Origin of the sequence: Celeribacter sp. PS-C1 (assembly GCF_019429625.1) — a bacterium.
In the GTDB taxonomy this organism is placed as follows: Bacteria; Pseudomonadota; Alphaproteobacteria; order Rhodobacterales; family Rhodobacteraceae; genus Celeribacter.
Genome location: NZ_JAHXRW010000008.1, coordinates 87,800 through 112,608 on the forward strand (window position 1 = coordinate 87,800; position 24,809 = coordinate 112,608).

General features: G+C 58.8%; 28 protein-coding genes. 9 read left to right on the top strand and 19 right to left on the bottom strand.

Annotated features, from left to right (window positions below; genetic code table 11):
- The first annotated feature begins 61 nt into the window (after positions 1–61).
- A complete protein-coding gene (locus tag J5Y17_RS12825) occupies positions 62–475 on the top strand; it encodes a VOC family protein (protein WP_219785651.1) in 414 nt (137 codons plus the stop codon).
- A gap of 111 nt (positions 476–586) precedes the next feature.
- The gene (trpA, locus tag J5Y17_RS12830; RefSeq protein ID WP_219785652.1) at positions 587–1,378 is read left to right on the top strand and encodes a tryptophan synthase subunit alpha; all 792 of its coding nucleotides are present in this window, start codon (positions 587–589) and stop codon (positions 1,376–1,378) included.
- 18 nt (positions 1,379–1,396) lie between these two features.
- Here the strand turns inward: trpA and J5Y17_RS12835 are convergent, their stop codons facing one another.
- A complete protein-coding gene (locus J5Y17_RS12835) occupies positions 1,397–1,867 on the bottom strand; it encodes a GNAT family N-acetyltransferase (protein ID WP_219785653.1) in 471 nt (156 codons plus the stop codon).
- A gap of 246 nt (positions 1,868–2,113) precedes the next feature.
- Between J5Y17_RS12835 and nspC the strand changes: the two genes are divergently transcribed.
- The 3 genes from nspC to J5Y17_RS12850 all read left to right on the top strand — a co-directional run bounded on the left by nspC (position 2,114) and on the right by J5Y17_RS12850 (position 6,039).
- Positions 2,114–3,208, top strand: coding sequence for a carboxynorspermidine decarboxylase (gene nspC, locus J5Y17_RS12840; RefSeq protein WP_219785654.1), 1,095 nt, complete (start codon positions 2,114–2,116; stop codon positions 3,206–3,208).
- A gap of 45 nt (positions 3,209–3,253) precedes the next feature.
- Complete coding sequence (locus J5Y17_RS12845; RefSeq protein WP_219785655.1) at positions 3,254–4,498, top strand: saccharopine dehydrogenase family protein; 1,245 nt, start codon at positions 3,254–3,256, stop codon at positions 4,496–4,498.
- A gap of 377 nt (positions 4,499–4,875) precedes the next feature.
- Positions 4,876–6,039 (top strand): alpha-hydroxy acid oxidase, encoded by a 1,164-nt coding sequence (locus tag J5Y17_RS12850; protein ID WP_219785656.1) that lies wholly within the window; start codon positions 4,876–4,878, stop codon positions 6,037–6,039.
- A 31-nt stretch (positions 6,040–6,070) separates the two neighbouring features.
- Here the strand turns inward: J5Y17_RS12850 and J5Y17_RS12855 are convergent, their stop codons facing one another.
- Entirely contained in the window at positions 6,071–7,222 is a 1,152-nt protein-coding gene (locus J5Y17_RS12855) for an MFS transporter (RefSeq protein ID WP_219785657.1), read from the bottom strand.
- Positions 7,223–7,490: 268 nt separating this feature from the next.
- On the opposite strand from J5Y17_RS12855, the gene J5Y17_RS12860 reads away from it, so the two are divergent.
- From J5Y17_RS12860 to J5Y17_RS12875, 4 genes are all read left to right on the top strand, one after another.
- The gene (locus tag J5Y17_RS12860; protein WP_219785658.1) at positions 7,491–8,117 is read left to right on the top strand and encodes a 50S ribosomal protein L25/general stress protein Ctc; all 627 of its coding nucleotides are present in this window, start codon (positions 7,491–7,493) and stop codon (positions 8,115–8,117) included.
- A 110-nt stretch (positions 8,118–8,227) separates the two neighbouring features.
- Positions 8,228–8,977: a glycerophosphodiester phosphodiesterase family protein gene (locus tag J5Y17_RS12865; protein WP_219785659.1), complete on the top strand. Its 750-nt coding sequence runs from the start codon at positions 8,228–8,230 to the stop codon at positions 8,975–8,977.
- Positions 8,978–9,008: 31 nt separating this feature from the next.
- Positions 9,009–9,710: an aminoacyl-tRNA hydrolase gene (gene pth, locus J5Y17_RS12870; RefSeq protein ID WP_219785660.1), complete on the top strand. Its 702-nt coding sequence runs from the start codon at positions 9,009–9,011 to the stop codon at positions 9,708–9,710.
- Between the two features lie 50 nt (positions 9,711–9,760).
- Positions 9,761–10,135 (top strand): DUF2237 family protein, encoded by a 375-nt coding sequence (locus J5Y17_RS12875; protein ID WP_219785661.1) that lies wholly within the window; start codon positions 9,761–9,763, stop codon positions 10,133–10,135.
- A 4-nt stretch (positions 10,136–10,139) separates the two neighbouring features.
- On the opposite strand, the gene J5Y17_RS12880 is transcribed toward J5Y17_RS12875, so the two are convergent.
- The 17 genes from J5Y17_RS12880 to metK form a co-directional block, all read right to left on the bottom strand.
- Positions 10,140–10,655, bottom strand: coding sequence for a LuxR family transcriptional regulator (locus J5Y17_RS12880; protein WP_219785662.1), 516 nt, complete (start codon positions 10,653–10,655; stop codon positions 10,140–10,142).
- Positions 10,656–10,667: 12 nt separating this feature from the next.
- Entirely contained in the window at positions 10,668–11,018 is a 351-nt protein-coding gene (locus tag J5Y17_RS12885) for a hypothetical protein (RefSeq protein ID WP_255572079.1), read from the bottom strand.
- A gap of 148 nt (positions 11,019–11,166) precedes the next feature.
- A complete protein-coding gene (locus tag J5Y17_RS12890; protein ID WP_219785663.1) occupies positions 11,167–11,619 on the bottom strand; it encodes a hypothetical protein in 453 nt (150 codons plus the stop codon).
- A 245-nt stretch (positions 11,620–11,864) separates the two neighbouring features.
- Complete coding sequence (gene trpB, locus J5Y17_RS12895; protein ID WP_219785664.1) at positions 11,865–13,115, bottom strand: tryptophan synthase subunit beta; 1,251 nt, start codon at positions 13,113–13,115, stop codon at positions 11,865–11,867.
- 99 nt (positions 13,116–13,214) lie between these two features.
- Entirely contained in the window at positions 13,215–14,315 is a 1,101-nt protein-coding gene (locus tag J5Y17_RS12900; RefSeq protein ID WP_219785665.1) for a hypothetical protein, read from the bottom strand.
- Between the two features lie 11 nt (positions 14,316–14,326).
- Positions 14,327–14,968, bottom strand: a complete 642-nt coding sequence (locus tag J5Y17_RS12905) for a phosphoribosylanthranilate isomerase (protein ID WP_219785666.1) — start codon at positions 14,966–14,968, stop codon at positions 14,327–14,329.
- 14 nt (positions 14,969–14,982) lie between these two features.
- Positions 14,983–15,330 (bottom strand): lipopolysaccharide assembly LapA domain-containing protein, encoded by a 348-nt coding sequence (locus J5Y17_RS12910; RefSeq protein WP_219785667.1) that lies wholly within the window; start codon positions 15,328–15,330, stop codon positions 14,983–14,985.
- 18 nt (positions 15,331–15,348) lie between these two features.
- Positions 15,349–15,630 (bottom strand): integration host factor subunit beta, encoded by a 282-nt coding sequence (ihfB, locus tag J5Y17_RS12915; protein ID WP_167601791.1) that lies wholly within the window; start codon positions 15,628–15,630, stop codon positions 15,349–15,351.
- Between the two features lie 385 nt (positions 15,631–16,015).
- Positions 16,016–17,695, bottom strand: coding sequence for a 30S ribosomal protein S1 (gene rpsA / locus J5Y17_RS12920; RefSeq protein WP_219785668.1), 1,680 nt, complete (start codon positions 17,693–17,695; stop codon positions 16,016–16,018).
- A 261-nt stretch (positions 17,696–17,956) separates the two neighbouring features.
- Entirely contained in the window at positions 17,957–18,466 is a 510-nt protein-coding gene (locus J5Y17_RS12925; protein WP_219785669.1) for a BLUF domain-containing protein, read from the bottom strand.
- A gap of 272 nt (positions 18,467–18,738) precedes the next feature.
- Positions 18,739–19,686 carry a hypothetical protein gene (locus J5Y17_RS12930; RefSeq protein ID WP_219785670.1) on the bottom strand — a complete coding sequence of 316 codons (948 nt, stop codon included), beginning with the start codon at positions 19,684–19,686 and terminating at the stop codon, positions 18,739–18,741.
- Positions 19,683–20,291: a d(CMP) kinase gene (locus J5Y17_RS12935; RefSeq protein ID WP_219785671.1), complete on the bottom strand. Its 609-nt coding sequence runs from the start codon at positions 20,289–20,291 to the stop codon at positions 19,683–19,685. Before J5Y17_RS12935 ends, J5Y17_RS12930 begins: the two co-directional genes overlap by 4 nt.
- Before the next feature lie 63 nt (positions 20,292–20,354).
- Positions 20,355–21,704, bottom strand: a complete 1,350-nt coding sequence (aroA, locus tag J5Y17_RS12940; protein WP_219785672.1) for a 3-phosphoshikimate 1-carboxyvinyltransferase — start codon at positions 21,702–21,704, stop codon at positions 20,355–20,357.
- A 99-nt stretch (positions 21,705–21,803) separates the two neighbouring features.
- On the bottom strand, positions 21,804–22,523 hold the full coding sequence (locus tag J5Y17_RS12945) for a tRNA (guanosine(46)-N(7))-methyltransferase TrmB (protein WP_219785673.1): 720 nt from the start codon (positions 22,521–22,523) through the stop codon (positions 21,804–21,806).
- 98 nt (positions 22,524–22,621) lie between these two features.
- Positions 22,622–23,068: a DMT family transporter gene (locus J5Y17_RS12950; RefSeq protein ID WP_255572080.1), complete on the bottom strand. Its 447-nt coding sequence runs from the start codon at positions 23,066–23,068 to the stop codon at positions 22,622–22,624.
- A 23-nt stretch (positions 23,069–23,091) separates the two neighbouring features.
- Positions 23,092–23,556, bottom strand: a complete 465-nt coding sequence (gene queF, locus J5Y17_RS12955; protein ID WP_219785674.1) for a preQ(1) synthase — start codon at positions 23,554–23,556, stop codon at positions 23,092–23,094.
- Positions 23,557–23,620: 64 nt separating this feature from the next.
- Positions 23,621–24,802, bottom strand: a complete 1,182-nt coding sequence (gene metK / locus J5Y17_RS12960) for a methionine adenosyltransferase (RefSeq protein WP_219785675.1) — start codon at positions 24,800–24,802, stop codon at positions 23,621–23,623.
- Between the last annotated feature and the right edge of the window lie 7 nt (positions 24,803–24,809).

Genomic DNA, 24,809 nt, shown 5'->3' on the forward strand with positions numbered 1-24,809 from the left:
CGTGCGACAGGCGTATCCTGAAGGTAGGAAACGTCAGGTCAATGAGAGAGGGGAGGCTGTCATGATCACACCTTACTTGCATTTCGAGGGCCATTGCGAAGAGGCCATGACCGCCTATCGGCAAATCCTCGGCGGCGATCTCGACCTCATGCGATATAAGGAAATGCCCGAGGCGCCCGAAGGCTATGCCCATTCCGAGGCCATCATGCATTCCGCACTGATGTCGCCTTATGGCGACCTCATGGCTTCCGATTACCCGCCGCATGTCGCGTCTAAACCGCAATCCTCGGTCTCCGTCACCGTTCCCGTAGACACGGTTGCAGACGGGCGGCGCATCTTTGGCGCTCTAGTCGAGGGCGGCACGCCCACAATGGAATATGGCAGCACCTTCTTTTCGCCGGGCTTTGGCACCTGCGTGGATCGTTTCGGCACAAGCTGGATCGTGATGTCGACGCCCGTAAAACCAGCGTCCTGAGGCACTCGTGAGGCTCTGAAGCGTCAGAAAGACCGATAAACGCTCTGCCCCCTTGCTCTTGCCCCGCATTTGTTGCACTCCCTTTTGCGCAAGCTAATGGAGTGCCGCCACATGACCCGTATCGACGCCAAATTCGCCGAATTGAAAGCCGCCGGAAAGAAAGCTTTCGTCGCTTATGTCATGGCGGGCGATCCGGATGAGGAAAAGTCGCTTCAGATCGTCAAGGCGCTGCCCGAAGCTGGTGTGGACATCATCGAGCTGGGCCTGCCCTTCACCGATCCGATGGCCGACGGCCCGACCATTCAGCTCGCCGGTCAACGCGCTCTGGATCAGGGCATGACGCTGAACAAGACGCTCGGCTTGGCGAAAGAATTCCGCAAGACCGACACCACCACGCCGATCGTTCTGATGGGCTATTACAACCCGATTTATTCGCATGGCGTGGATCAGTTTCTGGTCGACGCGGTGGAGGCCGGGATCGACGGGCTGATCGTGGTGGACCTGCCGCCCGAAGAAGACGACGAGCTTTGTATTCCGGCGCAGAAAGCGGGCCTGAACTTCATCCGTCTGGCGACGCCCACGACCGATGACAAACGCCTGCCGACCGTGCTGCAAAACACCTCCGGTTTCGTCTATTATGTCTCCGTGACCGGCACCACGGGCGCCGCCGCCGCGTCGGGCGCCGATGTCGCCCCTGAAGTGGCGCGGATCAAGGCCAAGACCGACCTGCCGGTGATTGTGGGCTTTGGCGTGCGCACACCGGAAAAGGCCGAAGAGATCGCAGCGGTCGCCGACGGCACCGTCGTCGGCTCTGCCATCGTCAGCGAGATCGCAGAAGGCAAATCGGTCGAAGAGGTCGCAGCCTATGTGAAATCTCTGGCGGATGGTGCGCACCGGGCGTGATATTTGGCGTCAGCGCCGTCAGCCTGTCTCCAACCGAAACTTAAGAAAGCGATTGCCCTCATAGAGGGTCTCTCCCACCTGCTCCGCCCCCATGCGTTTCAAAGCGCCGAGATGGCGGCGCGAGGGCGGCAGGAGGAAGGTGACGTAGGGAATGCGTGCGTCATTGTGGGCAAACTCCAGCGCCTTTTTCGCAATCTTTACGCCCAGTCCAAAGCGACCCGGGCGCAGAACCAGACCGAAATCCCACTCCTCGCCCTCTTTCTGGAACCCGCCCCAGCCGACATACTCCCCATCCGCCAGAAACGCCCAATGACCCAACCCGTCCCGTGTCCAGCAGGCTTCCTTGGCGGCCACAAATGCGGCGACGGTGTCCTCCGTCCACGGCATGGTCAAAAGCGGCATATGCTCCGCCACGCGCGGGTCGCGCATGTGGTCGAGGATCTCGGCGGCGGGCACCTCCGTCAAACGGGCGAAATGAAGATCGGTCATGCGGGCCTGCCTTACAAAGTGAAACAACAACGTCGGAGCGCTTATGGGGCATATCTCATACGCGCCGGTCAAGCGCGCCCCGCTCACCAAGGCATCACGTTTTCGTCGCCCCGTTCTCAGCCCATTCGCAGAAAAGTGTCACATTTTATTCCCTATGTTTTTCTTGCCTCATCGGTTGAATCGCCCTAAGTGCAGCCCCCTAATGCCGTTCCTTTTTGACCTTTGGGGGCCCGTTGGGGGAATGAGATGATCCAGACGCCGTATTACCTGATCGACAAGGCGCGTTTGCTTCCGAACATGGAAAAAATCGCCTGGCTGCGGGAAAACTCCGGGGCGAAGGCTTTGCTTGCGCTCAAGTGTTTCTCCACTTGGCCGGTGTTCAATTTCATGCGCGACTATATGGACGGGACGACCTCGTCCTCACTCTACGAATTGCGTCTCGGTGCCGAGAAATTCGGCAAGGAAACCCATGCCTATTCCGTGGGTTGGGCCGACAATGAGATCGACGAGGCGGTGAGCTACGCCGACAAGATCATCTTCAACTCTCTCGGCCAGTTGGGTCGGTTTGGCGACAAGGCCAAGGGCATCGCCACCGGCCTGCGCCTCAATCCGCGGTTCTCGACCTCGGGCTTTGATCTTGCCGACCCGGCGCGGCCCTATTCGCGTCTGGGCGAATGGGACATGGCGCGCCTTGAGATGGCTGAGGATCGCATTAATGGCGTGATGATCCACTACAACTGTGAAAACAATGACTTCGCCCTGTTCTCCGAGCAGCTTTCGCGCATCGAGCGCGACTTTGGCGCCTTCCTGAAGCGACTCGATTGGGTCTCGCTCGGTGGCGGCATTCATTTCACGGGCGAGGGCTATCCGCTCGACAAGCTGGCTGATCGGCTTAAATCTTTCTCTGACGCGATGGGCGTGCAGGTCTATCTGGAGCCCGGCGAGGCCTCGATCACCCGCTCCACCACGTTGGAGGTTTCCGTTCTGGACATCATCGACAACGGCAAGAAAGTCGCCATCGTCGACAGCTCCATCGAAGCCCATATGCTCGATCTGCTGATTTATCGCGAGACCGCAAAACTGCCGAAAAACGGCACGCATGAGTATCAGATCGCGGGCAAGACCTGTCTGGCGGGCGACATCTTTGGCGATGCCAAATTCGACAAACCGCTCGAAATCGGGGATAAAATCTCCATCGACGATGCTGCCGGTTACACAATGGTTAAAAAGAACTGGTTTAACGGGGTCAAAATGCCGGGGATCGCAGTGCGCGACCTCGACGGCACCGTCAAACTGGTACGTGACTTCGGTTACGAGGATTTCGTCGCAGCCCTTGGATAAGCGCTGCTCCATTCACCACCCGAAACGATAAGGGGGTCTCTACAGTTGAAACAGAACGTACTCATCATCGGCGCCGGCGGCGTCGCTCAGGTCGTCGCGCATAAATGCGCCCAAAACAACGATGTGCTTGGCGAAATTCATATCGCAAGCCGGACGCTTTCGAAATGCGAAGCGATCCTTGAGTCGGTCCGTGAAAAGGCCGCGATGAAACAGGAGGGCGTTCTTGAGGCCCATCAGGTCGACGCGATGGACAGCAAAGCCGTCGCCGCCCTGATCGAAAAAATCGGCGCTGAGATCGTGATCAACGTCGGCTCGGCGTTCGTGAACATGACTGTACTCGACGCCTGTATCGAGACGGGCGCCGCCTATATCGACACGGCGATCCACGAAGACCCAACCAAGATCTGCGAGACCCCTCCGTGGTACGGCAACTACGAGTGGAAGAAACGCGATCTCTGCGCGGAGAAAGGCGTCACCGCCATCCTCGGCGCGGGGTTCGATCCAGGTGTCGTGAACGCCTATGCGCGCTTTGCGATCGACATGATGGATGAGGTCAAATCGATCGACATCGTGGACATCAACGCGGGCTCGCATGGCAAATATTTCGCCACGAACTTCGACCCGGAGATCAACTTCCGCGAATTCACCGGCGTCGTCTACTATTGGGAAGACGGCCAGTGGAAAGAGAAAAAGATGTTCGAGAGCGGGCACGATTGGGACCTGCCGGTCGTGGGCACCTGCCGCGCCTATCAGTCGGGCCACGATGAGGTGCACAGCCTTGCGACCAACTATCCGCAGGCCGATGTGCGCTTCTGGATGGGCTTTGGCGAGCATTACATCAATGTCTTCACCGTGTTGCAAAACCTCGGCCTTCTGTCCGAACAGCCGGTGAAAACCGCCGAAGGGCTTGAGGTTGTGCCGCTCAAAGTGGTCAAGGCCGTGCTGCCCGATCCCTCCTCTCTGGCGCCCAATTACGAGGGCAAGACCTGCATCGGCGATCTGGTGAAAGGCGTGAAGGACGGCGAGGATTTCGAGGTCTTCGTCTACAACGTGGCGGACCACAAAGAGGCCTATAACGAGGTCGGCTCGCAGGGTATTTCCTACACCGCAGGTGTGCCACCGGTGGCCGCCGCCATGCTCATCGCCTCTGGCGACTGGGACGCGGGCACGATGAAAAACGTCGAGGAACTGGACCCGAAACCGTTCTTCACCCTGCTCGACAAGATGGGTCTTCCGACCCGCGTGCAGATCGGCGGGCTTGGCGGCGAAGACAAAGCCTGGGACGCCTGATCGCGTTTTGACATCACGAGACTGACGAAAGCCCGCTTTTAGCGGGCTTTTTCATGCACTCGCCGCGGCTTAACCCCCTTGGAAAGGAGAAGCACGCAGCCTCAGGCAACCTAGCAGCCTCAGGCAACCTAAAAGCAGAGAGGCTCAGTGCGCATTGCGTAAGCTCCTCTTCTAATTCTTGATCTCCTTCCAGAGTTGTCATTCAGCATCGCACATATGGCCCCGCAACTTGTGGAGACGCTCGACATTTTCATGGCACATTGACGTAAGAAGATGTGATGCCGCACCGCGGCACTAACGCGCATTGCGGCTTGGAGTGCATCGAAATATGTGCGAATTGGTTATGCAATCAAACCAATTTGGCAAAGAAGAGTGATATGACGGTCATCACCAATATCAACGACCTCAAGCGGCTGCACAAACGACGCACGCCGAAGATGTTCTACGACTATTGCGAAAGCGGCTCCTGGACCGAGCAGACCTTTCGCGAGAACGTATCGGATTTCGACCAAATCCGCCTGCGCCAGCGCGTCGCCGTCGATATGGAAGGCCGCTCCACCGCCACGAAAATGATCGGTCAGGACGTTGCCATGCCTGTAGCACTCGCGCCTGTCGGCCTCACCGGCATGCAGCGCGCCGATGGCGAGATCAAAGCGGCGAAAGCGGCGGAGAAATTTGGTGTCCCCTTCACGCTCTCGACCATGTCGATCTGTTCGATCGAAGACGTCGCCGCCCACACCACGAAACCCTTCTGGTTCCAGCTCTATGTGATGCGCGATCAGGACTATCTGAAAAACGTCATCCAGCGTGCCAAGGATGCCGGCTGCTCGGCGCTTGTCCTGACTCTCGATCTGCAAATCCTCGGCCAACGCCACAAGGATCTGAAAAACGGCCTCTCCGCCCCGCCGAAACTGACCCCCGCCGTGATCGCCGATCTGGCGACGAAATGGGGCTGGGGTCTGGAGATGCTTCAGACAAAACGCCGTGGCTTCGGCAATATCATCGGCCATGCGAAAGATGTCGATGACCCGTCCTCGCTGTTCAAATGGACCGCCGAACAATTCGACCCGCGCCTCGACTGGGGCAAGATCGAAGCCATCAAAGAAATGTGGGGCGGGCCGCTGATCCTCAAGGGTGTGATGGAGCCTGAAGACGCGATCATGGCCGCCAAAACCGGCTGCGATGCCATTGTCGTGTCGAACCACGGCGGGCGTCAACTGGACGGAGCACTGTCGTCGATCCGCGCGCTGCCGCCCATTATCGATGCGGTGGGCGATCAAGTCGAGGTCCATATCGACAGCGGCATTCGCTCCGGCCAGGACGTGCTAAAGGCGATGGCGATGGGCGCGAAAGGCACCTATATCGGCCGCGCCTTTGTGCATGGCCTTGGCGCCATGGGCGAGGCTGGCGTGACCAAGGCGCTTGAGGTGATCCACAAAGAGCTGGACGTGTCCATGGCGCTTTGCGGCCGCAAACATATCGAGAATGTCGACCGCGACATCCTGCGCGTGCCGGAAGATTTTGCTGGACGATGGGCCTAACGCCAAATGACGAGGCGGCCTCTGTGCCGCCTCAGTCTTTGCGCGTAGGCAGGCTCAAAATCGCCGGGATGATCAGCCCAATGAGCACCGCCACCACCAGAAACGCCACGCGCAATCCGAAATGTTCAGACAGATAGCCAATGCTGGTCGGCCCAACAAAGAAGCCGACAAAGCCAATCATCCAAGCGCGTGAAATGGCGGTGTCACGCTGCCTGCGATGACTGAGTTTGCCCAAAAGCGACGTCGCCGTCGGCACGATCACCGCGAGCCCTGTGGCCATGAGCGCGATCCCCAGCAAAGCCATGCCCTGTGTCGGCGCCTGAGACAGGGCCACAGCTCCGCACATACCGATGAGACCCGACCAAAAGATCACACGGCGCTCGCCCAAACGCTCCGTCGTCAATTGCCCGGCCATTCGAAACCCGGCCATGGTAAACCCCAGCATCGCAGGCCCGAAACCGCCCTGCCCCGGCGCGCCGCCCAGTTCGCGCTCCAAAAAGAGCGCCGACCAGGTTTCCACCGTATTTTCGCTGACGAAAGCCACAAACATCATCAGGGCGATCAACAAAATGGCCCGCCAAGGCAATCGATCGGGCGTCGGGCTCTGATCCTCATCTTCCGCGACAAAGCCCCGACGTTCGATCGTCAAAATCCCCGCCGCCAAAATCACGACGCCCATCAAAGGCAACACATGCTCCAGCAGCATTCCACGCGCGCGCATCGCCCCGACCGCCAGAGAGGCCATCCCGAAGCAGAGGGAAAACATCGCGTGATTGAGGTTCATAAGATGAAGGCCGTGCTGGTCCTCAAGGCTGGAAATCCGCAAATTGGCGTTCACGTCGAAACTCGCGACAACCATGCCCAAGGCCATCATGACAGGAAACAGGGTCAGAGGGCTCGTCACCAGAACCGGCAGTTGCAACGCGATGAGCGAGCACAGCCCAAGCACCGGCAAAGCCAGCCGCCCAAGCCACCTGTTGAGGCCGGGCGCGAGATACATGGCCAACATACCCCCTGCCGCAGAGCCCAAAAGCGCCAATCCAAAGACGGAATCCGATGCCTCGGCGCGCATCTTGACCACGGGCACCATGGCCGCGAATGTGCCCCAAAGAAAACCCGTCGCGCCCAGAGCCGCCAAAGGCGCGCGGGACACGGTGACCGCTTTGACGAGAGACTGTGACATGGTTCGACCTTCTGATTTGGGCGCTACAGGATTCTCAAAGCGCTTTGGCCCATTTTTTCATAGCTAAGACGCATCGCGCTCTGGACACAACAGATTTATCAGATCACCTGCTTCAAGCGCCTGACACGCCCTGAGAGCCCCCAGTTCAGGGAAACATGCGGCCCGGACAACAAAAGCCTTCCCATTTCACCGATTCCCGTGTAAGGCCACGGCTTCACGCGGGACTACAGCCTTGGAGGAGTCCCGCCCTATTTATGGAGAATTCAAAATGGCTGGTGAGATTCCTGATCTTATTGCCTTGGAACGTACGGGGACAGGCAAGGGCGCCGCTCGTCAGGCTCGTCGCGAGGGTCTGGTTCCGGGGATCGTTTACGGTGATGACAAAGAACCGCTTCCGATCAACATCAAATTCAACGAGCTGCTGAAGCGCCTGAAACAGGGCCGTTTCCTCTCGACGCTCTTCAACCTCAAAGTTGAAGGCCAGGACGACGTGCGCGTGATCTGCCGCGGCGTTCAGCGTGACGTTGTGAAAGACCTTCCGACCCACGTCGACTTCATGCGTCTGCACCGCAACTCCCGCATCAACCTCTTCATCCCCGTCGAAATCGTCGGCGAAGAGGCTGCTCCGGGCATCAAAAAGGGCGGCGTTGTGACCCACGTCCGTACCGATGTCGAACTGATCGTGACCGCTTCCGACATTCCGGAAAAAATCACCCTCGACATCACCGGCGGCAACATTGGCGATGTGTACCACATCTCCAACGTGACCCTGCCGGCTGGCGTGAAACCGGTCATCGAGCGTGACTTCGTGATCGCCAACATCGCAGCCCCGGCCGGTCTCGGTGGTGGTGCTTCCGATGAAGACGAAGCTGAAGAGGCCGCTGCAGAGGAATAATCCTCCGCAGCCTCTGGCTAGAATAGAAACGCGGGCCTTCGGGTCCGCGTTTTTCTTTTGGTGCGACCTCTGTCACGCCCCCGTCATGGCACATCGCTAAGCTTCGCGTCATGACATATCTCACGCCCCAAATCGCCTGCCACCGCGGCGCACGTTTCACCGCTCCTGAAAACACCGATGCCAGCTTTGATGCAGCACTCGCGCAGGGCGGCGACGTCCTCGAATTCGATGTACGGCAGTCGCGCGACGGCGTGCTTTATGTGGTGCATGACGCCACGGTCGATCGCACGACGAATGGTAGCGGCGAGGTCGCGCACATGACATCGCGAGAGCTTGATGCGCTTGACGCCGGCGCGTGGTTTCACCCACGCTTTGAGGGTCTGCGCCTGCCCCGGCTTGATGCCTTTTTCGCGCGCTACAAAGCCCGCGCTCAATTCTACATTGAGGTCAAATGGGCCGATTGCGCCGAAATCGCCAAGCTGATCCGCGCCCATGACATCACCGCGCAAAGCTACACCTGCTCCTTCTCTGAACAGATGCACCTCGACATGTTGCGTCATGCGCCCAAGCTGCGCCAGATGGTGCATTGGCGTCGCGAAGCCGACGCGGACCTTCTGATCGAGAAATACAACGCCGCCATCGTCGAATTCGTTGATGGAGACAACGCGGGGCATGACTTCACATTGGAAAATGTGCGCGCTGCTCAGGCTGCAGGCCTCAGGACACAGGTCTATTCGGAGCGCAACGATCCCGAACTCTTCGCCCGTGTCCGCGATTGGGGCGTCGATTGCATCAACACTGATCACGTCGCGGCCTTCAACGCCTTTCGCATGTCACAGGACTCGCAAATCCTGCTCTGAGGCTTTAGGTGTCTTCGCAAAGGAGACGCGCATGAAACTCTTCGTTGGCCTCGGCAATCCTGGCGCAAAATACGCGCACAACCGTCACAATATCGGCTTCATGGTGCTGGACCGGATTGCCGACGATCACGGCTTTGGCCCGTGGCGGGCAAAGTTTCAGGGTCAGGTGACAGAGGGCCGTCTGGGCCGCGACAAAGTCATTTTGCTCAAACCGGAAACCTTCATGAACCTCTCCGGCCAATCCGTCGGCGAAGCGATGCGGTTCTACAAGCTTACCTCCGCCGACGTGGTGGTGTTCCACGACGAGTTGGATCTGGCGCCCGGAAAGGTGCGGGTGAAATCCGGCGGCGGGCATGCCGGACACAACGGGTTGCGCTCGATCCATCAGCATATCGGCGCGGAGTATGACCGCGTGCGCCTCGGCATCGGGCATCCGGGGCATAAGGACCGCGTGGCGCCCTATGTGTTGTCGGATTTCGCAAAGGCTGAACAGGAGTGGCTCGACGATGTGCTCCGCGGGTGTTCCGATGGCGCTGCGGCACTGGCCGACGATGAGCCCGCGAAGTTTTCCAACGCTGTCGCGCTCAGAACCGCGCCGCCGCGCAGCTCGACCGGGACAAAGCCGCAAAAACAAGACCAGACCAAGCCGGGAAAGCCACAAGCAAAAGCGCCAGTAGCGCCAGCCGAAGACACCCGTTCTCCGCTACAGAAACTCAAAGATAAGTTTCAATGATCTGAGGCGCGCGGATCCGCGACCGCGCCACAACTGAAATGGAGACAAGGATGGAAAAGGCCCCTTCCCTCAATGTTCTGGGCGGCACGCTCGCCCCCTGCTCCACCGATCCTCTGACCGGTTTCTTTCGCGATGGGGCTTGCAACACCTGTGCTGAGGATCACGGCAGCCACACGGTTTGCGCGGTGATGACCGCGGAATTTCTGGCCTATTCGAAATATGTCGGCAACGACCTGTCGACGCCGCGCCCGGAGTTTGGCTTTGCAGGCCTGAAACCGGGAGATCAGTGGTGCCTCTGCGCCGGGCGGTTCCTACAAGCCCATGACGAAGGCTGCGCGCCAAAGGTCACACTGGCGGCGACCCACCTGCGCGCGCTCGAGATTGTGCCTTTGGACATTCTGAAACGCCACGCCATCGATCTATAAGAGGTCAGGCCACGCGGTCCTCGGCCTCAGTGGGCATGATCTGATCGTCCATCAGATCGTCGATAAACAGGCTCAAAAGCTGCGATGAGCCGCCCACGCCCGCTTTGCGGTAAACCGCATTGGTCTGCGCTTTGACGGTGCCTTCGGAGGTTTGACGGAGGCGGGCGATCTCCGCGATGGGACAGCCCTTGATCAGAAAGAGCGCCACCTCGCGCTCTGCGGGCGTCAGACCCCAGGTCGTGAACCGGTCTTCGAGAACATCGGCAAAGGCCGAAGCCGCACGGCGCAGCTTGCTCTCGGCCATTGTGCGCCGGATCATCGAACGCCTGAGGGCCAACCCGCCCATGATCACGCCGAGGATCAAACCGAGTGCGGCCCCCAATTCGATGACCTCACGAATTTGCCATGAAATCGGTCGTGCGCGCAGGCCCAGAACCGAGGCAACGATATCGAAAACAAAGAAAATGGCGCAGAGAGACTGCACCGCGAGAATAATGGCGAGGACGACACTGTCTTTCACGGGCTTGGCACCTCAGTCATCATCATCGTCGTCATCGTCGTCATCGTCGTCATCATCATCGTCGTCGTCATCGCGATCATCGTCGTCATCACGATCATCATCATGATCGTCATCATCGTGATCTCGATGGCCGCTATCGGAGCCCCCATGATCATCATCATGATCGTCGTCATCAATCTCCCAATAATCGCGAAGCACCTCGCCCGTCGCCGGGTTGATGATGATTTCACGGCGCATCTCATCGCTTTGCGCCACGATCCTTGTGCGTCCTAAAAAGGTCCGGCCCAAGGAGATTTTGGTGTAGCCCTGAGCTTTGAGCTGGGCGATGACCTGATCGACCACGCTCGCGGATTGCGCAAACATGGGAGATCCCGTCAGCATGGCGGAGGTCAGTCCGGTTATGAAAAGCCTGCGGTGCATAATGTCCTTTCCTGTCCTGCCTCCCGCTGTGTTAGCACATTTGCGACCCGCCCCACTATGGGGCAGGCGCTGATCTCATAGGCGTGACGGATCAATCGTCGTCGTCGTCGTCATCATGATCATCATCATGATCGTCATCATCGTCGTCGTCATCATCATCGTCATCGTCGTGATCATCATCATGATCGTCATCGTCGTGATCATCATCATGATCGTCGTCATCGTGATCATCATCGTAATCATCGTCATCTTCATAGCGATCGTCATCGTCATCCTCATCAAGAGCCTCGTCCTTCCATTCGCTCTCGCTCAGGACACGCTCGCTCTGGCTCACAACCTCGCCCGTGGAATTGTCGATGCGCAGCTCAATTTCCTTGCCGTCGATATAGACCTCGACCTCGGTATAGCGGAACCCGCGCTCAATCTCGATCCGGGTCGCGCCGGGATATTGCGCCACGATCTCTTCGGTCGTCGGCTGCTGGGCCGACGCGGCCGATGCACCCAGTCCGCAAACGAGTGCAGACACCATAAGAACCTTTTGCATTGGAGTATCCTTTCATAGGTTTTCAAACAAAACTTTAAGGCTGGGTCATCGTGAAATGGATCATGCTGACCACGCCCTCAGACTCGCTCGAAATCTGGCATATGCCCATTGGCATGAAGTTTATCCCGGTTGATTTGCCAGCCCCTAAACCTTTGGCATTCGGACATAAACTTTTGTTTAAGGCACCTCAGAAAAGCAAAAGCCGTCCCAAGGGACGGCTTTTAAAGAGAAATTCATGAGTGAGATCACTCCATGTCACGGCCTTCTTCTCCGGCAAGATCCGCGCCCAGGTGACGCGCCACGGTGAAGATATCTTTGTCGCCTCGCCCCGAAAGGTTGATGACGATGATATGATCCTTCGGCAGATCGCCCGCGATTTTCATCACATGGGCCACCGCATGGCTCGACTCGAGCGCCGGAATGATGCCTTCGGTGCGGCAACAGAATTGGAAGGCCTCAAGCGCTTCTTTGTCCGTGATCGACACATAAGTCGCGCGTTTGGTGTCATGCAGCCAGCTGTGCTCCGGCCCGATCCCCGGGTAATCGAGACCCGCAGAGATCGAATGACCTTCGAGAATCTGCCCGTCCTCATCCTGCAACAGATAGGTGCGGTTGCCGTGCAAAACGCCCGGACGACCACCCGTCAGAGAGGCACAATGCTCCATCCGGTCGTCAACGCCATGGCCACCAGCCTCGACACCAATGATGTTCACGCTCTCGTCGTCAAGGAACGGGTGGAACAGGCCCATGGCGTTGGAGCCCCCGCCCACAGCCGCCACAAGCGTATCGGGAAGGCGGCCTTCGCCCTCTTGCTCGGCCAGCTGCCAACGGGTTTCCTGGCCGATGATGGCCTGATAATCGCGCACCATTGCCGGATAGGGGTGCGGCCCCGCCACCGTGCCGATGCAATAGAACGTGTCGCGCACATTGGTCACCCAATCGCGCAACGCATCGTTCATCGCGTCCTTGAGCGTGCCGCGACCGGATTCCACCGGCACAACCTTGGCGCCCAAAAGCTGCATGCGGAACACGTTCGGCTTTTGACGCTCCACATCGGTGGCGCCCATATAGACGATGCACTCCAGACCGAACTTGGCACAGACCGTTGCCGTCGCCACACCATGCTGACCCGCGCCGGTTTCGGCGATGATCCGCGTCTTGCCCATGCGGCGCGCCAACAGGATTTGCCCCAGCACATTGTTGATCTTATGCGCACCAGTGTGGTTGAGTTCTTCGCGCTTGAGATAGATCTTCGCGCCGCCCAGCTCATTGGTCATCTTCTCCGCAAAATACAGCGGCGAAGGACGGCCCACGTAATGCTTCCAGAGATCGCGCATTTCTTCCCAGAACGACGGATCGTCCTTGGCCTTGTTGTATTCCTCTTCCAAAGAGAGGATCAGCGGCATCAATGTCTCCGACACAAACCGCCCGCCGTAAATACCAAAGCGCCCCTTCTCGTCCGGGCCACTCATAAAGCTGTTGAAAAGATCGTTCATCGCGATGCTCCTTTGCGGATCTCACAGGATGTAGCGCAAGGGCGGAGGTCGGTAAAGCGCCCAGCATCTTTTCGCACACATAATGCCGCGGTAAAGTGCTCAGACCTTCGGGCGCTTGGCCTTGTTCAGCAGCCTCTTCATACGCTTCTCCGGAAACTGTCCGGGGCGCAACGCATGCCCAATACGATTGAGCATGTAGATTTGCTCGGCCTGAAGCTGTGTCTCTTCGGGATTACTTTTGAGCCACATCACAAATTTACGCACAAGTTCTGGCCCAGGTGTCCGCGTTGCGAGTGCTTTGGTAATGATGTCCAGCTGCTCGCCGGTAAAGCTATAGACCTCTTCTTTCGGATGTTCTTCGCATAACGCATCGAAGGCTGTGATCTCATACTGCAATGACGCAGGCAGACGCGCGTTGAGACGCGCAACGACCGGAGTGATACGGGCCACAAATTCATCATAGCTTTCGCGCGACAACACAGCTTTCTCGCGTGGCATGACCGGTAATCCGTTCACCAGTGACGCCCCGATATGATCCGAGCCTGACACGCCGAGATGCCCACTGAGGCGTCGCAAAAAAGCTTGTTCTGCGCGGCTCAACGAGCGATTGACCGGCGCATCTCCCAGTCGCTGAAGCGTGTTCTTCGGCAGACCCAACCAGAGTTCCACCTCATCTATAAGAACCATTTTTGTGCGATCAAAACTCTTTATCGTCACGCCAATACCGAGCGCCTCAAGACGTGTCAGAACGCGTTCGACCTGATGGAATTTATCGAAGACAGGGAGAAACTCCTCAAGAGTGCCCTCATATCCTGCGCCCTGAACTGTCTGCTGATAGGTCGAGATCGCAAACTCGATAGGATGTCTCAGAAATAACAGGACAGAGATTTCGGCACCTCGGCCGACCAGATTGGCGATTTGACAGTCTTCGGCATCCAGATCGTCGAACAATCCTTCGGAGGAAAAAAGCACCTTCTCATCAGGCCGAGCCTCATCAAGAGCCGTTTCAAGGTTTTCAATCAGTCGGTGAGGCAAAACATTGCCCGCTGTAAATTTTCCAGAAAGCGCCAACTCCGTCGAGCGATGATCCGGATAGATGTATCCGTGCTCGCGCAAAGCGTCTTTGCTACGTGCAAAGGCCACTTGAAGTGCGCTGGAACCCGTCTTCAAGTGACCGATATGCAGATATATCTGTCTCATGTCGCCCTAGTTTAACCAGCGCGAACCGCTTCAATGAAAGCTCGGATTTTGGCCGGGTCTTTCACACCCGGCGCGCTTTCAACACCCGAGGACACATCCACCTGTTTCGCGCCCGTCATCTGGATCGCCAAGACGACATTTTCAGGCGTCAGCCCGCCTGCCAGCATCCAGGGCCGGTTCCAGGCGCGTTTGGAAATCAGCTGCCAGTCAAAGGCTAGACCATTGCCGCCCGGCAAGTCCGCGCCTTTCGGGGCTTTGGCATCGACCAAAAGCTGGTCGCAGACCATGCCATAGGCATCGAGCGCGGGCACATCGTCGGCCGTTGCCACGCCCACCGCCTTCATCACCGGCAAACCATAGCGTGCGCGCACTTCCGCCACCCGCTCCGGGCTTTCCTTGCCATGAAGCTGCAACATATCGAGCGGCACCTCAGAGGTGATCCGGTCGAGCTCGGCATCCGTCGGGTTCACCACAAGCGCCACTTTCGCGACGCCCACCGGCACCTCCATCGCCAGATCGCGTGCGGTGGCGATCTCGACGTGACGCGGAGATTTCGGGAAGAAGACAAAACCGAGGTATTGCGCCCCGGCCTCGACGGCAGCATCCACTGCCTCGGGCGTTTTCAGCCCGCAGATTTTTACACGTGTGTCCATCAGTCTGTCGCTAATCAGCGTTCCAGCAAAGCGAGGACTTCGTCGCCCTCTTTTTTGGCCTTGTCGGTCTTCAGCTTGCTCACTTCGCGGGCCAGCTGTTCTTTCTCGCGCTTATGCGTCGAGGCGGCGGAGCGGTGTTTGTATTCCCGCATCCACTCCCAGACGAAACCGATCAAAAGACCAGCCACAATGGCGCCAAAGATCACCACGAAGAGCGGCAGGCTGATCGACAAGGACACGCCGCTCAGCACCGCAAGATCGGCAGGCAAAAGATTGAGGGTCACCATATCCCGGTTTGCGATGGCAACGGTCACCAACACCACGGCAAGCGCCGCGAGAAAAGCGTAACGGATGTATCGCATGGGGAGGCCTCTATCGTCTTATTCGTCGTTCAAGCGGTCGCGCAGCAGCTTACCGGTTTTGAAGAACGGCACATGTTTTTCCTCAACAGGCACGCTCTCGCCAGTGCGCGGGTTGCGTCCCATTCTGGCATCGCGCTTCTTGACGGAAAACGCGCCAAAACCGCGCAGCTCCACCCGGTCGCCACGCGCCATCGCTTCGATGATTTCCTCGAAAATCGTATTTACGATACGCTCCACATCTCGTTGATAAAGATGCGGGTTCTCATCGGCGATCTTCTGGATCAGCTCGGACCGGATCATGAAAGTCCCCCCTTACATATCAGGCGCATTTTGCGTTCTCATCTCATGCGGCGAGATCATCCCCCGCATGTGTTTTTCGTATTCCGACTATAGGATGGGAACACGATCCGGGAAAGCGTCTCGTAGGGGAGGGAACGGTGTTTTTTAGGGCTAATCCCCTGAGTTTTAGCCCAAAAATCCAACTTGCCCGTCCAAAATCGGACTTTTCTCAGGATCACTGGCCTTGCCGCATCGCGGCATTGCATCATGCGATTCGGCTTCGTCGCGAAGTGCAAACCCTCTTTCCACTCTCGAGATCGTCTGAAAACGATTTTTGACAAGCTAGGCGCAACGCACAAAAAAGGCCCCGCAAATGCGGGGCCTTTCTCAATTCTATCGTACGAGATTACTCGTCGCCGGACTTCAGAGCCGCGCCGAGGATATCGCCGAGGGACGCGCCGGAGTCAGAGGAACCGTACTGTTCGACGGCTTCTTTCTCTTCTGCGATCTCACGTGCTTTGATGGACAGACCCAGACGACGGGTTTTCTGATCCACGTTGGTCACGCGCACATCGATGTGGTCACCGATCTGGAAGCGCTCGGGGCGCTGTTCCGCACGGTCACGGGACAGGTCGGAGCGGCGGATGAAGGATTTCGCACCTTCATATTCCACTTCGATGCCGCCGTCTTCGATGGCGGTCACGGTCACGGTCACGATGGAGCCGCGTTTCACGCCCTCAACCGCACCGGAGAAGCTGTCGTCGAGAGCTTTGATGGAGAGAGAGATACGCTCTTTTTCCACGTCCACTTCGGTGACGACGGCTTTGACCATGTCGTTCTTGTGGTAGTTCTGAATGGCATCCTCGCCACGCTCTTCCCAAGACAGGTCGGAGAGGTGAACCATGCCGTCGATGTCGCCCGGCAGACCAACGAACAGACCGAATTCGGTGATGTTCTTGACTTCGCCTTCGACCACGGTGCCTTCCGGGTGAGTCTCGGCAAAGAGCTCCCACGGGTTGCGCATGGTTTGTTTGAGGCCGAGGGACACGCGACGCTTGGACGGGTCGATCTCGAGCACCATGACTTCCACTTCTTGCGAGGTGGAGACGATTTTGCCCGGGTGGACGTTTTTCTTGGTCCAGGACATCTCGGAGACGTGAACCAGACCTTCAACGCCAGCTTCCAGCTCAACGAATGCGCCGTAGTCGGTGATGTTGGTCACGCGGCCAGTGTGCACGGATTCGAGCGGGTATTTGGACTCAACGGAATCCCACGGATCGTCCTGCAGCTGTTTCATGCCGAGGGAGATACGGTGGGTGTCTTTGTTGATCTTGATCACCTGAACCTTGATCGTCTCGCCGATGGAGAGGATCTCGGACGGGTGGTTCACACGGCGCCATGCCATGTCGGTGACGTGCAGCAGGCCGTCGACACCGCCGAGGTCCACGAAGGCACCATATTCGGTGATGTTTTTGACGACACCGTCAACGGTCTGACCTTCGGAGAGGTTGCCGATGACTTCAGCGCGCTGTTCTGCACGGGACTCTTCGAGGATCGCACGACGGGAGACAACGATGTTGCCACGACGACGGTCCATTTTGAGGATTTGGAACGGCTGCTTGAGACCCATGAGCGGGCCAGCGTCGCGCACCGGACGGACGTCGACTTGCGAACCCGGAAGGAAAGCAACTGCGCCGCCCAGATCGACAGTGAAACCGCCTTTGACGCGGCCAAAGATGGCGCCTTCGACGCGCTCTTCGGAAGCGTAGGCTTTTTCGAGACGATCCCATGCTTCTTCGCGACGGGCTTTGTCGCGGGAGATGACGGCTTCGCCACGTGCGTTTTCAACGCGGTCGAGGAACACTTCGACTTCGTCGCCAACGGCAACGGTCGGTGCTTCGCCCGGGTTGGAGAATTCTTTCAGGTCAACGCGGCCTTCCATTTTGTAGCCGACGTCGATGATGGCTTGACCGGCCTCGATGGCGATCACTTTGCCTTTGACAACCGAGCCTTCAGCCGGGGTGTCGATTTCGAAGCTTTCATTCAGGAGGGCTTCGAAATCCTCCATAGATACGTTCTGAGCCATGTGGTCTCAATTTCCTTTTCATACGTTTATGCGGGCCAAGCGGTTGTCTCCGCCGGTCTTGATTTCAGATTGCCCATGACCCACCCTTCAAAAGACGACGTTCAGAAGACACTGCGGGAAAAACACAAATCAGGGCCGAAGCTATTCTCCGACCCTGCCCGTAATGTCTTGATGACGTCTGATGGCCTCATAGACTGACGCGCGTCTACCGCCGAATCCCGTTAAAAGCAAGGAAAATCGCGACAAACACCTGCCCCGACCTCACGCCAAACCGTCGAGTCGCTCCAGATAAGCCGCGTCGTTTTCGCCCGACAAGCGTGCGAAAGGGAAGGCGGAGCCGTAGGTGGCGACGCTGGTCGCGGTTTTGGCGAAGAGCGCAATCAACGCGCGGGCGCGATCAGTGGAAATCAAGGGATAAGTGCCATCCTCCTGAAGCCCCAGCTCCTGTTCAAAACCGAGGATCGAATCATATGACATCGACCAATCGGTAAAAGGCGAGATATCCAACGCTTCTTCACGCAGTAGGATTTCCATATTCTGATGGCGCTCATCGTCTGCAATACGGGCCATGAGTGCCTCAATATCACGGACCGGCCCATGCAGGGCCTGAAAGAACTGCTCGTCAATGCGTAGCAGAATCCCCGTCACACCATGAGCGGCATTGAATTTGATCGCCGTGCGCAGGATGTCGAGGTCCGAGGGGTGAAAGTCCTCGTGACGCGCGACAGAGCGATACAGGATTTGAACAAACGGGGTCACCTGGCTCTCCATGCTGCCCTCCTCGCGCAGATCGTCAGTCGCGCGAAATTGCCCCGGCGCAAAGAAACAGGCAAGATAAATTCGCACAAGGCTGTTCTAAAATGAAAGAATGGTGGCTGAAATTCGCCAAGCCCTGTCAGAGCCTCACAAATTTCTGTCCAAGAGGCCCGGAACGTTCCCCAAGGCGACGGAGATGAGCTCTTTGCCAGTCAGGCCAGACCATCATCGAAACGCCCCTCTCGGGCACATTTCTGACGCGGGAAACCGGAACCGCTCAGCATGGCTCACGGCACAAGAGACAGCCCAAGCCGCTCGGCATCAAATCCGATCTCGGAAAAGCGACGCAATACCTGTGTCTCGAAGTCCGGATCGTCCAGCCAAAGGCACTGCGAGAAATACCAATAGAGGAATTTGGTGTAATCGCGCTTGCCCACCAGAGCCTCCTCGAGCGCAGGTGCGAAATCCTCCGGCCTCCGGACACGCCCCGCCACCTGATCGAAATCAGCACGCGCGAACAAAAGCGTTGGCGTGCCATGCAGGAATCCTTCCAGAGAGGCGGCCGAATTGGCCGAAACCGTCACAGCCGCCTGGCGCAACAGATCGTGCACATTGGCGTTGGTCTTGATCGGTTTGTAGCCCAGTGCCTTCAGGTCCTTGATCACCTGCACACCTTCGTCTTTGCGGATTGGATGTGGCTTGATGTAAACGGGCCTCCTGCCCGCACCCTCCAGGACAGTGCGCAGCATCTCGTCGAGGCTCATATAGGCATGCCCCCGGCGATAGGGCGGCGGGCCTTGCAGAAAGACCACGATGCCCTGGGGGTCGATCTCTTCGACGGCTTTCTTTTGATGATAGCGAGAACTGCGCTGGTCGGAAAACCGGGCCCTGAGAGTGGCCACATAGGCCTCCGCCTCCGCCGGATCGACCGTCTCAGGATCGAAAGGGCGTCCGGCGATAGAACTGTCGGCCAGCACACCCTTCGGGTCGAGATGCCAGCAGCCGTCAAGATAGGCCAGCGCAGAAATCAGCACATCCGGGTGGGGTTTGCGAGCATTGTCCACGACATGCAGGTTGCCGTCCGGCGCTGTGGGCGGAAAGCGCGGGGCGATCTCCACCCTGCCGCCGCGCCGTTCAATCATGCGTTTGAGGCGCGGATAAAGCGACGCCATCTTGCCCGCCTCCAAGGCCGCCCGCTCATGATCGGGCAGATGGAGGACGAGCTTTGCCGTCATGCGCGGCGGGCTTCGATCAGAGCGATCACCTTCGCCACTGCCTCTTCGATACCCATCTCGGTCGTGTCGATCACGGTGGCATCCTCGGCAGGTTTCAGAGGCGCCGTTGCCCGCGCCGCATCGCGTTCGTCGCGCTCGCGCAGGTCTTCCAACACGTCTTCAAGCGTGATGTCTTCGCCCTTCTCGACCAGCTCTTTGTGGCGACGCTGTGCACGCACCTCGTCAGAGGCGATGACATAGAGCTTCACCTCGGCATCCGGGCAAATCACCGTGCCGATGTCGCGCCCGTCCAGAACGGCGCCGCCTTCACGGCGGGCGAAAGCCTGTTGAAAATCCACGAGAGCGGCGCGGACTTCGGGCACGGCGGCCACACGGGACGCAGCTTGCCCGGCATCACCTGAACGCAGATCGTCACGATCCAAATCCGCAGCAACCAGCGATTCTGCCGCCTCAATCGGAGTCAGCCCCTCAAAGGTCTTTGCCCCGGTCGCACGGTACAAAAGCCCGGTATCGAGATGGGCAAATCCGAAATGTTTGGCGACGGCTTTGGAAATCGTGCCTTTGCCGGCGGCGGCGGGGCCATCAATGGCGATGCAGAAACTCATGTGAACCTCCAGTTCGGGAGACAAGTTCTGACAAAGCCGCGCGGCACTGTCAATTTCCGCGCTTCAGTTGTCCCGCGTCACATGCGCGCCAAGATCCGTCATCAGTTTTTCAAAGACCGGGAAAGAGGTCGCAATCGGGCTACCATCGTCCACCGTCACCGGCTCTTTCGAGGCCATGCCCAGCACGAGGAAGGACATCGCAATCCGGTGGTCGATATGGGTCGCACAGGTGGCGCCGCCCTTGACGCCGTTCGGCCCAAGACCATGGACGATCAGCGTGTCCTCGTCCTCTTCGATGGTCACACCGCAAGCCTCGAGCCCGCGCGCCATGGCGTCGATGCGATCCGATTCCTTCACGCGCAATTCCTTGACGCCGCGCATCACCGTGGTGCCCTCGGCATAGGCCGCAACCACCGACAGGATCGGGTATTCGTCGATCATGGAAGCGGCGCGTTCGGGCGGCACTTCGATGCCTTTGAGTTTCGAGTATTTCACGCGCAGATCGGCCACCGGTTCGCCTCCCTCTTCGCGCTCATTCTCGAATGCGATCTCGGCGCCCATCTCAACGAGAGTCGTGTAAAGCCCGTTGCGCGTCAGGTTCTGGCTCACGCCCGGCACGAAGATATCCGACCCCTCGACGATCAACGCCGCACAGACCGGGAAAGCCGCGGACGACGGATCGCGCGGCACGGCGACCTCTTGCGGGGTCAACTCGGGACGCCCTGTGAGCGTGATCTTGTTGTAGCCTTCGGGCGTCTTCTCGGTGACGACCTCGGCGCCGAACCCTCTGAGCATGCGCTCCGTGTGATCGCGGGTGGCCTCTTTCTCAATTACCACGGTCTTGCCCGGCGCGTTGAGACCCGCGAGCAAAACTGCGGATTTCACCTGCGCGGAGGGCACCGGCGTCTCATATTCCACCGGCACCGGATCGGCAGCGCCCACAAGCGTCAGCGGCAAACGCCCGCCAGAACGCCCGACAGACCGCGTCCCGAACAGCGCCAAAGGATCGGTCACCCGCGCCATCGGGCGTTTGCGCAACGAGCCGTCGCCCGTGAAGGTCGTGCAGAAATCATAAGTTGCGACGCAGCCCATGATCAGCCGCACACCGGTGCCGGAGTTGCCACAATCGATGATGTCTTCGGGCTCCGTGAACCCGCCAACGCCAACGCCATGCACGGTCCATTCGCCCGCGCCCTCGCGCACCACATCAGCGCCCAAGGCCTGCATCGCCTTGGCGGTGTCGAGCACATCCTCGCCCTCCAAAAGCCCCGTGATCTTGGTCTCGCCCACCGCCATCGCGCCAAAAATCAGCGCCCGGTGCGAGATGGATTTGTCTCCCGGTACCGCCGCGGTGCCTTTCAAAGGTCCGTTCTTGCGCGATGACATCGGGATCGGGGTGCCGTGGCTCGACATGGGTAGCTCTCCTCACATTCCTCGCCGTTCTGATAACGCAAGCCCGGCAGGCGGTCTATCGGCTGTCTTCATCGCAGCCAAAATACTCAGATGTTTCCGTCAGTTTTTGCGAAAGGTCATGTAGTGCGGCGTGCGGCCTTCGCGGATCGCCTTTTTCTCGTAGCGGGTTGAAAACCAGTCCGACCACGGCTTGCGCCAATCCTCGGCACTCTCGCCCAGCCATTCGAACCCTGCACGCGGGACCTCTTCCATGGTCTGGCGTACATAATCCGGAATGTCGGTCGCCACACGGAATTCCGCACCGGGTTTCAGCGCGCGATAAAGCGGCTCAAGGTGCTCTGCGGTCACGAAACGGCGGCGGTGATGACGCGCTTTCGGCCAGGGATCGGGGTAGTTCAAAAAGGCTTTGTCGAGGCTCTCGTCCGGCAGCACATCGAACAGATCGCGCGCATCGCCCGCATGGATCGCCACATTGTCGAGTCCACCCACACGACGGATATGACCGAGACAAGACGCCACGCCGTTGACATAGGGTTCACAGCCGATGATCGCTACACCGGGATAGCTCTGCGCCATATGGATCAGATGCTCGCCAGCGCCGAAGCCCACTTCGAGCCAAACGGGTTTGCCACCAAACCGCGCGGTCAGGTCGAGCTTTTCTCGATCCGGATTTTCTTCCCAAGTCACCGGCCCCGGCGCAAGCTTCGGCAGGTCCTCTTCGAGGTAGTCCTTTTGCGCCTGATTGAGCGTCTTACCGTGGATACGGCCATAGAAGTTGCGCCACGGCGCGCCCGATTGGTGCTGTTGATCGTCAGACATGGAAAACCCCGCGTGTTACGGCGGGGCTTTTGCCAAGAAACGACAGGGAAAGCAATCGAAAGCAATGGAGACTGACGCGATCCGCGCTCTCGCCCCATTCAGGCCCGCTGAATCATGTAAAGCCCCGCCGCCATGGTCAGCATGCCAGCGGCACGCATTGCCGATATGGGCGCACGTGCCGCGCCGAACAGGCCAAAGTGGTCAATGATCCCCGCAGACAAGATTTGCCCCAACAGCACGAAGAACACCGCATTCCCTACCCCGAACCGGGGCGCGATCGTGGTGATTGAGAGGATGTAGAAGGCAAAGAGCACGCCTGCGAAAAACAGATGCGCCGGTTGGTGCAACAACTGCGAGACTGGCACGGCCGGGCCCAGAATGGCGCGATAAACAAAGATCGAACTGAAGGCGACGACAGCGAAAACCAAGGCCGCCAAAGCGGGCGAGCCCAAGCGTGCGCCCAGTTGCGCATTCAACGCCGCAAAGATCGGGATGCCGATCCCGGCCAAAAGCATCACCAACGGATCACGCAAGGTCTCGGACATATCAGCCTCCTCCCGGCTGGCGATTACCCGCGCCCGCGATAGGGTGGCACGCCCTGATCGGGAATCCAGACGTCTTTCGGCTCCGGGCCCGAGGCCCAGAACACGTCAATCGGAATGCCGCCGCGCGGATACCAATAGGCGCCGATGCGCAGCCATTCGGGGTCGAGAAACTCGGTCAGGCGCTTGCCGATATAGACCGAACAATCCTCATGAAAGGCGCCGTGATTGCGGAAAGAGCCGAGGAACAGCTTGAGAGACTTGCTCTCAACCAACCATTTGCGCGGGATGTAGTCGATCATCAGATGACCGAAATCCGGCTGGCCGGTCATCGGGCAGAGAGAAGTGAACTCTGGTGCCGTAAAGCGCGCAACATAGCGCTCGCCCTCATGGGTGTGCGGCACACGTTCGAGAACGGCTTCCTCAGGCGAGGCCGGCAGAGCAGTGGCGCCGCCGAGTTGTGTCAGGCTGGATGTGTCTGTCTTGACCATGGCTCTCTCCCAAGGCTCCAAAAGCGAAAAGGGCGGGAAGTCCCGCCCTTTTGTCTATGGCCGATCAGACCGCGTTGTTCAACGCCTCTGCCAAATCGGTGCGCTCCCAACTGAACCCACCATCGGCATCCGGCGCGCGGCCAAAGTGGCCGTAGGCGGCGGTGCGTTGGTAGATCGGTTTGTTCAGCGCCAGATGGGTGCGGATGCCGCGCGGGGTCAGGTCCATCACCTTCGGGATTGCGGCCTCGATCAATGCTTCATCGACTTTGCCCGTGCCGTGCAGGTCGGCATAGATCGACAAGGGCGCAGCCACACCGATGGCGTAGCTGAGCTGGATCGTCGCCTTGTCCGCAAGCCCCGCCGCCACGACGTTTTTCGCCAGATAGCGCGCAGCATAGGCGGCCGAACGGTCCACCTTGGTCGGATCCTTGCCGGAAAACGCCCCGCCACCATGCGGCGCCGCGCCACCATATGTGTCCACGATGATCTTGCGGCCTGTAAGACCCGCGTCCCCATCAGGACCGCCAATGACGAATTTTCCGGTCGGATTGACGTGCCAGACCGTGTTCGCGGTCAGCCAGCCGTCCGGCAGCACTTCCTCGATATAGGGGGCCACAATGGCGCGCACGTCTTCCGACGACAGGCTTTCGTCAAGGTGCTGGGTCGACAGCACAAGCGAAGAGACCTCGACCGGCTTGCCGCCCTTGTAACGCACGGAGAGCTGCGCCTTGGCGTCCGGGCCAAGAGCCGGCTCGGTGCCGTTTTTGCGCACCTCGGCCAGACGGCGCAGAATAGCGTGAGAGAACTGGATCGGGGCCGGCATCATCGCCTCGGTCTCATTCGTGGCAAACCCGAACATGATGCCCTGATCGCCCGCGCCCTCGTCCTTGTTGCCGGCGGCATCGACGCCTTGGGCGATATGGGCGGATTGTTCGTGCAGGAGGTTCGTCACCTCCAGCGTCTTCCAATGGAACTTGTCCTGTTCATAACCGATGTCGCGCACACAGTCGCGCACGATGCCGTCGACCTTGTCCATGTAGCCACGCAGCTTGTCCTGATCGGACAGGCCGATCTCGCCGCCGATGACGACGCGGTTCGTGGTGGCGAATGTCTCGCACGCAACGCGCGCTTCGGGCTCTTCGGAGATCAAAGCGTCAAGGACAGCATCGGAAATGCGGTCGCACACCTTGTCGGGGTGACCTTCGGAAACGGATTCCGAGGTGAATACGTAGTCTTGGCGGGACATGGGGGTC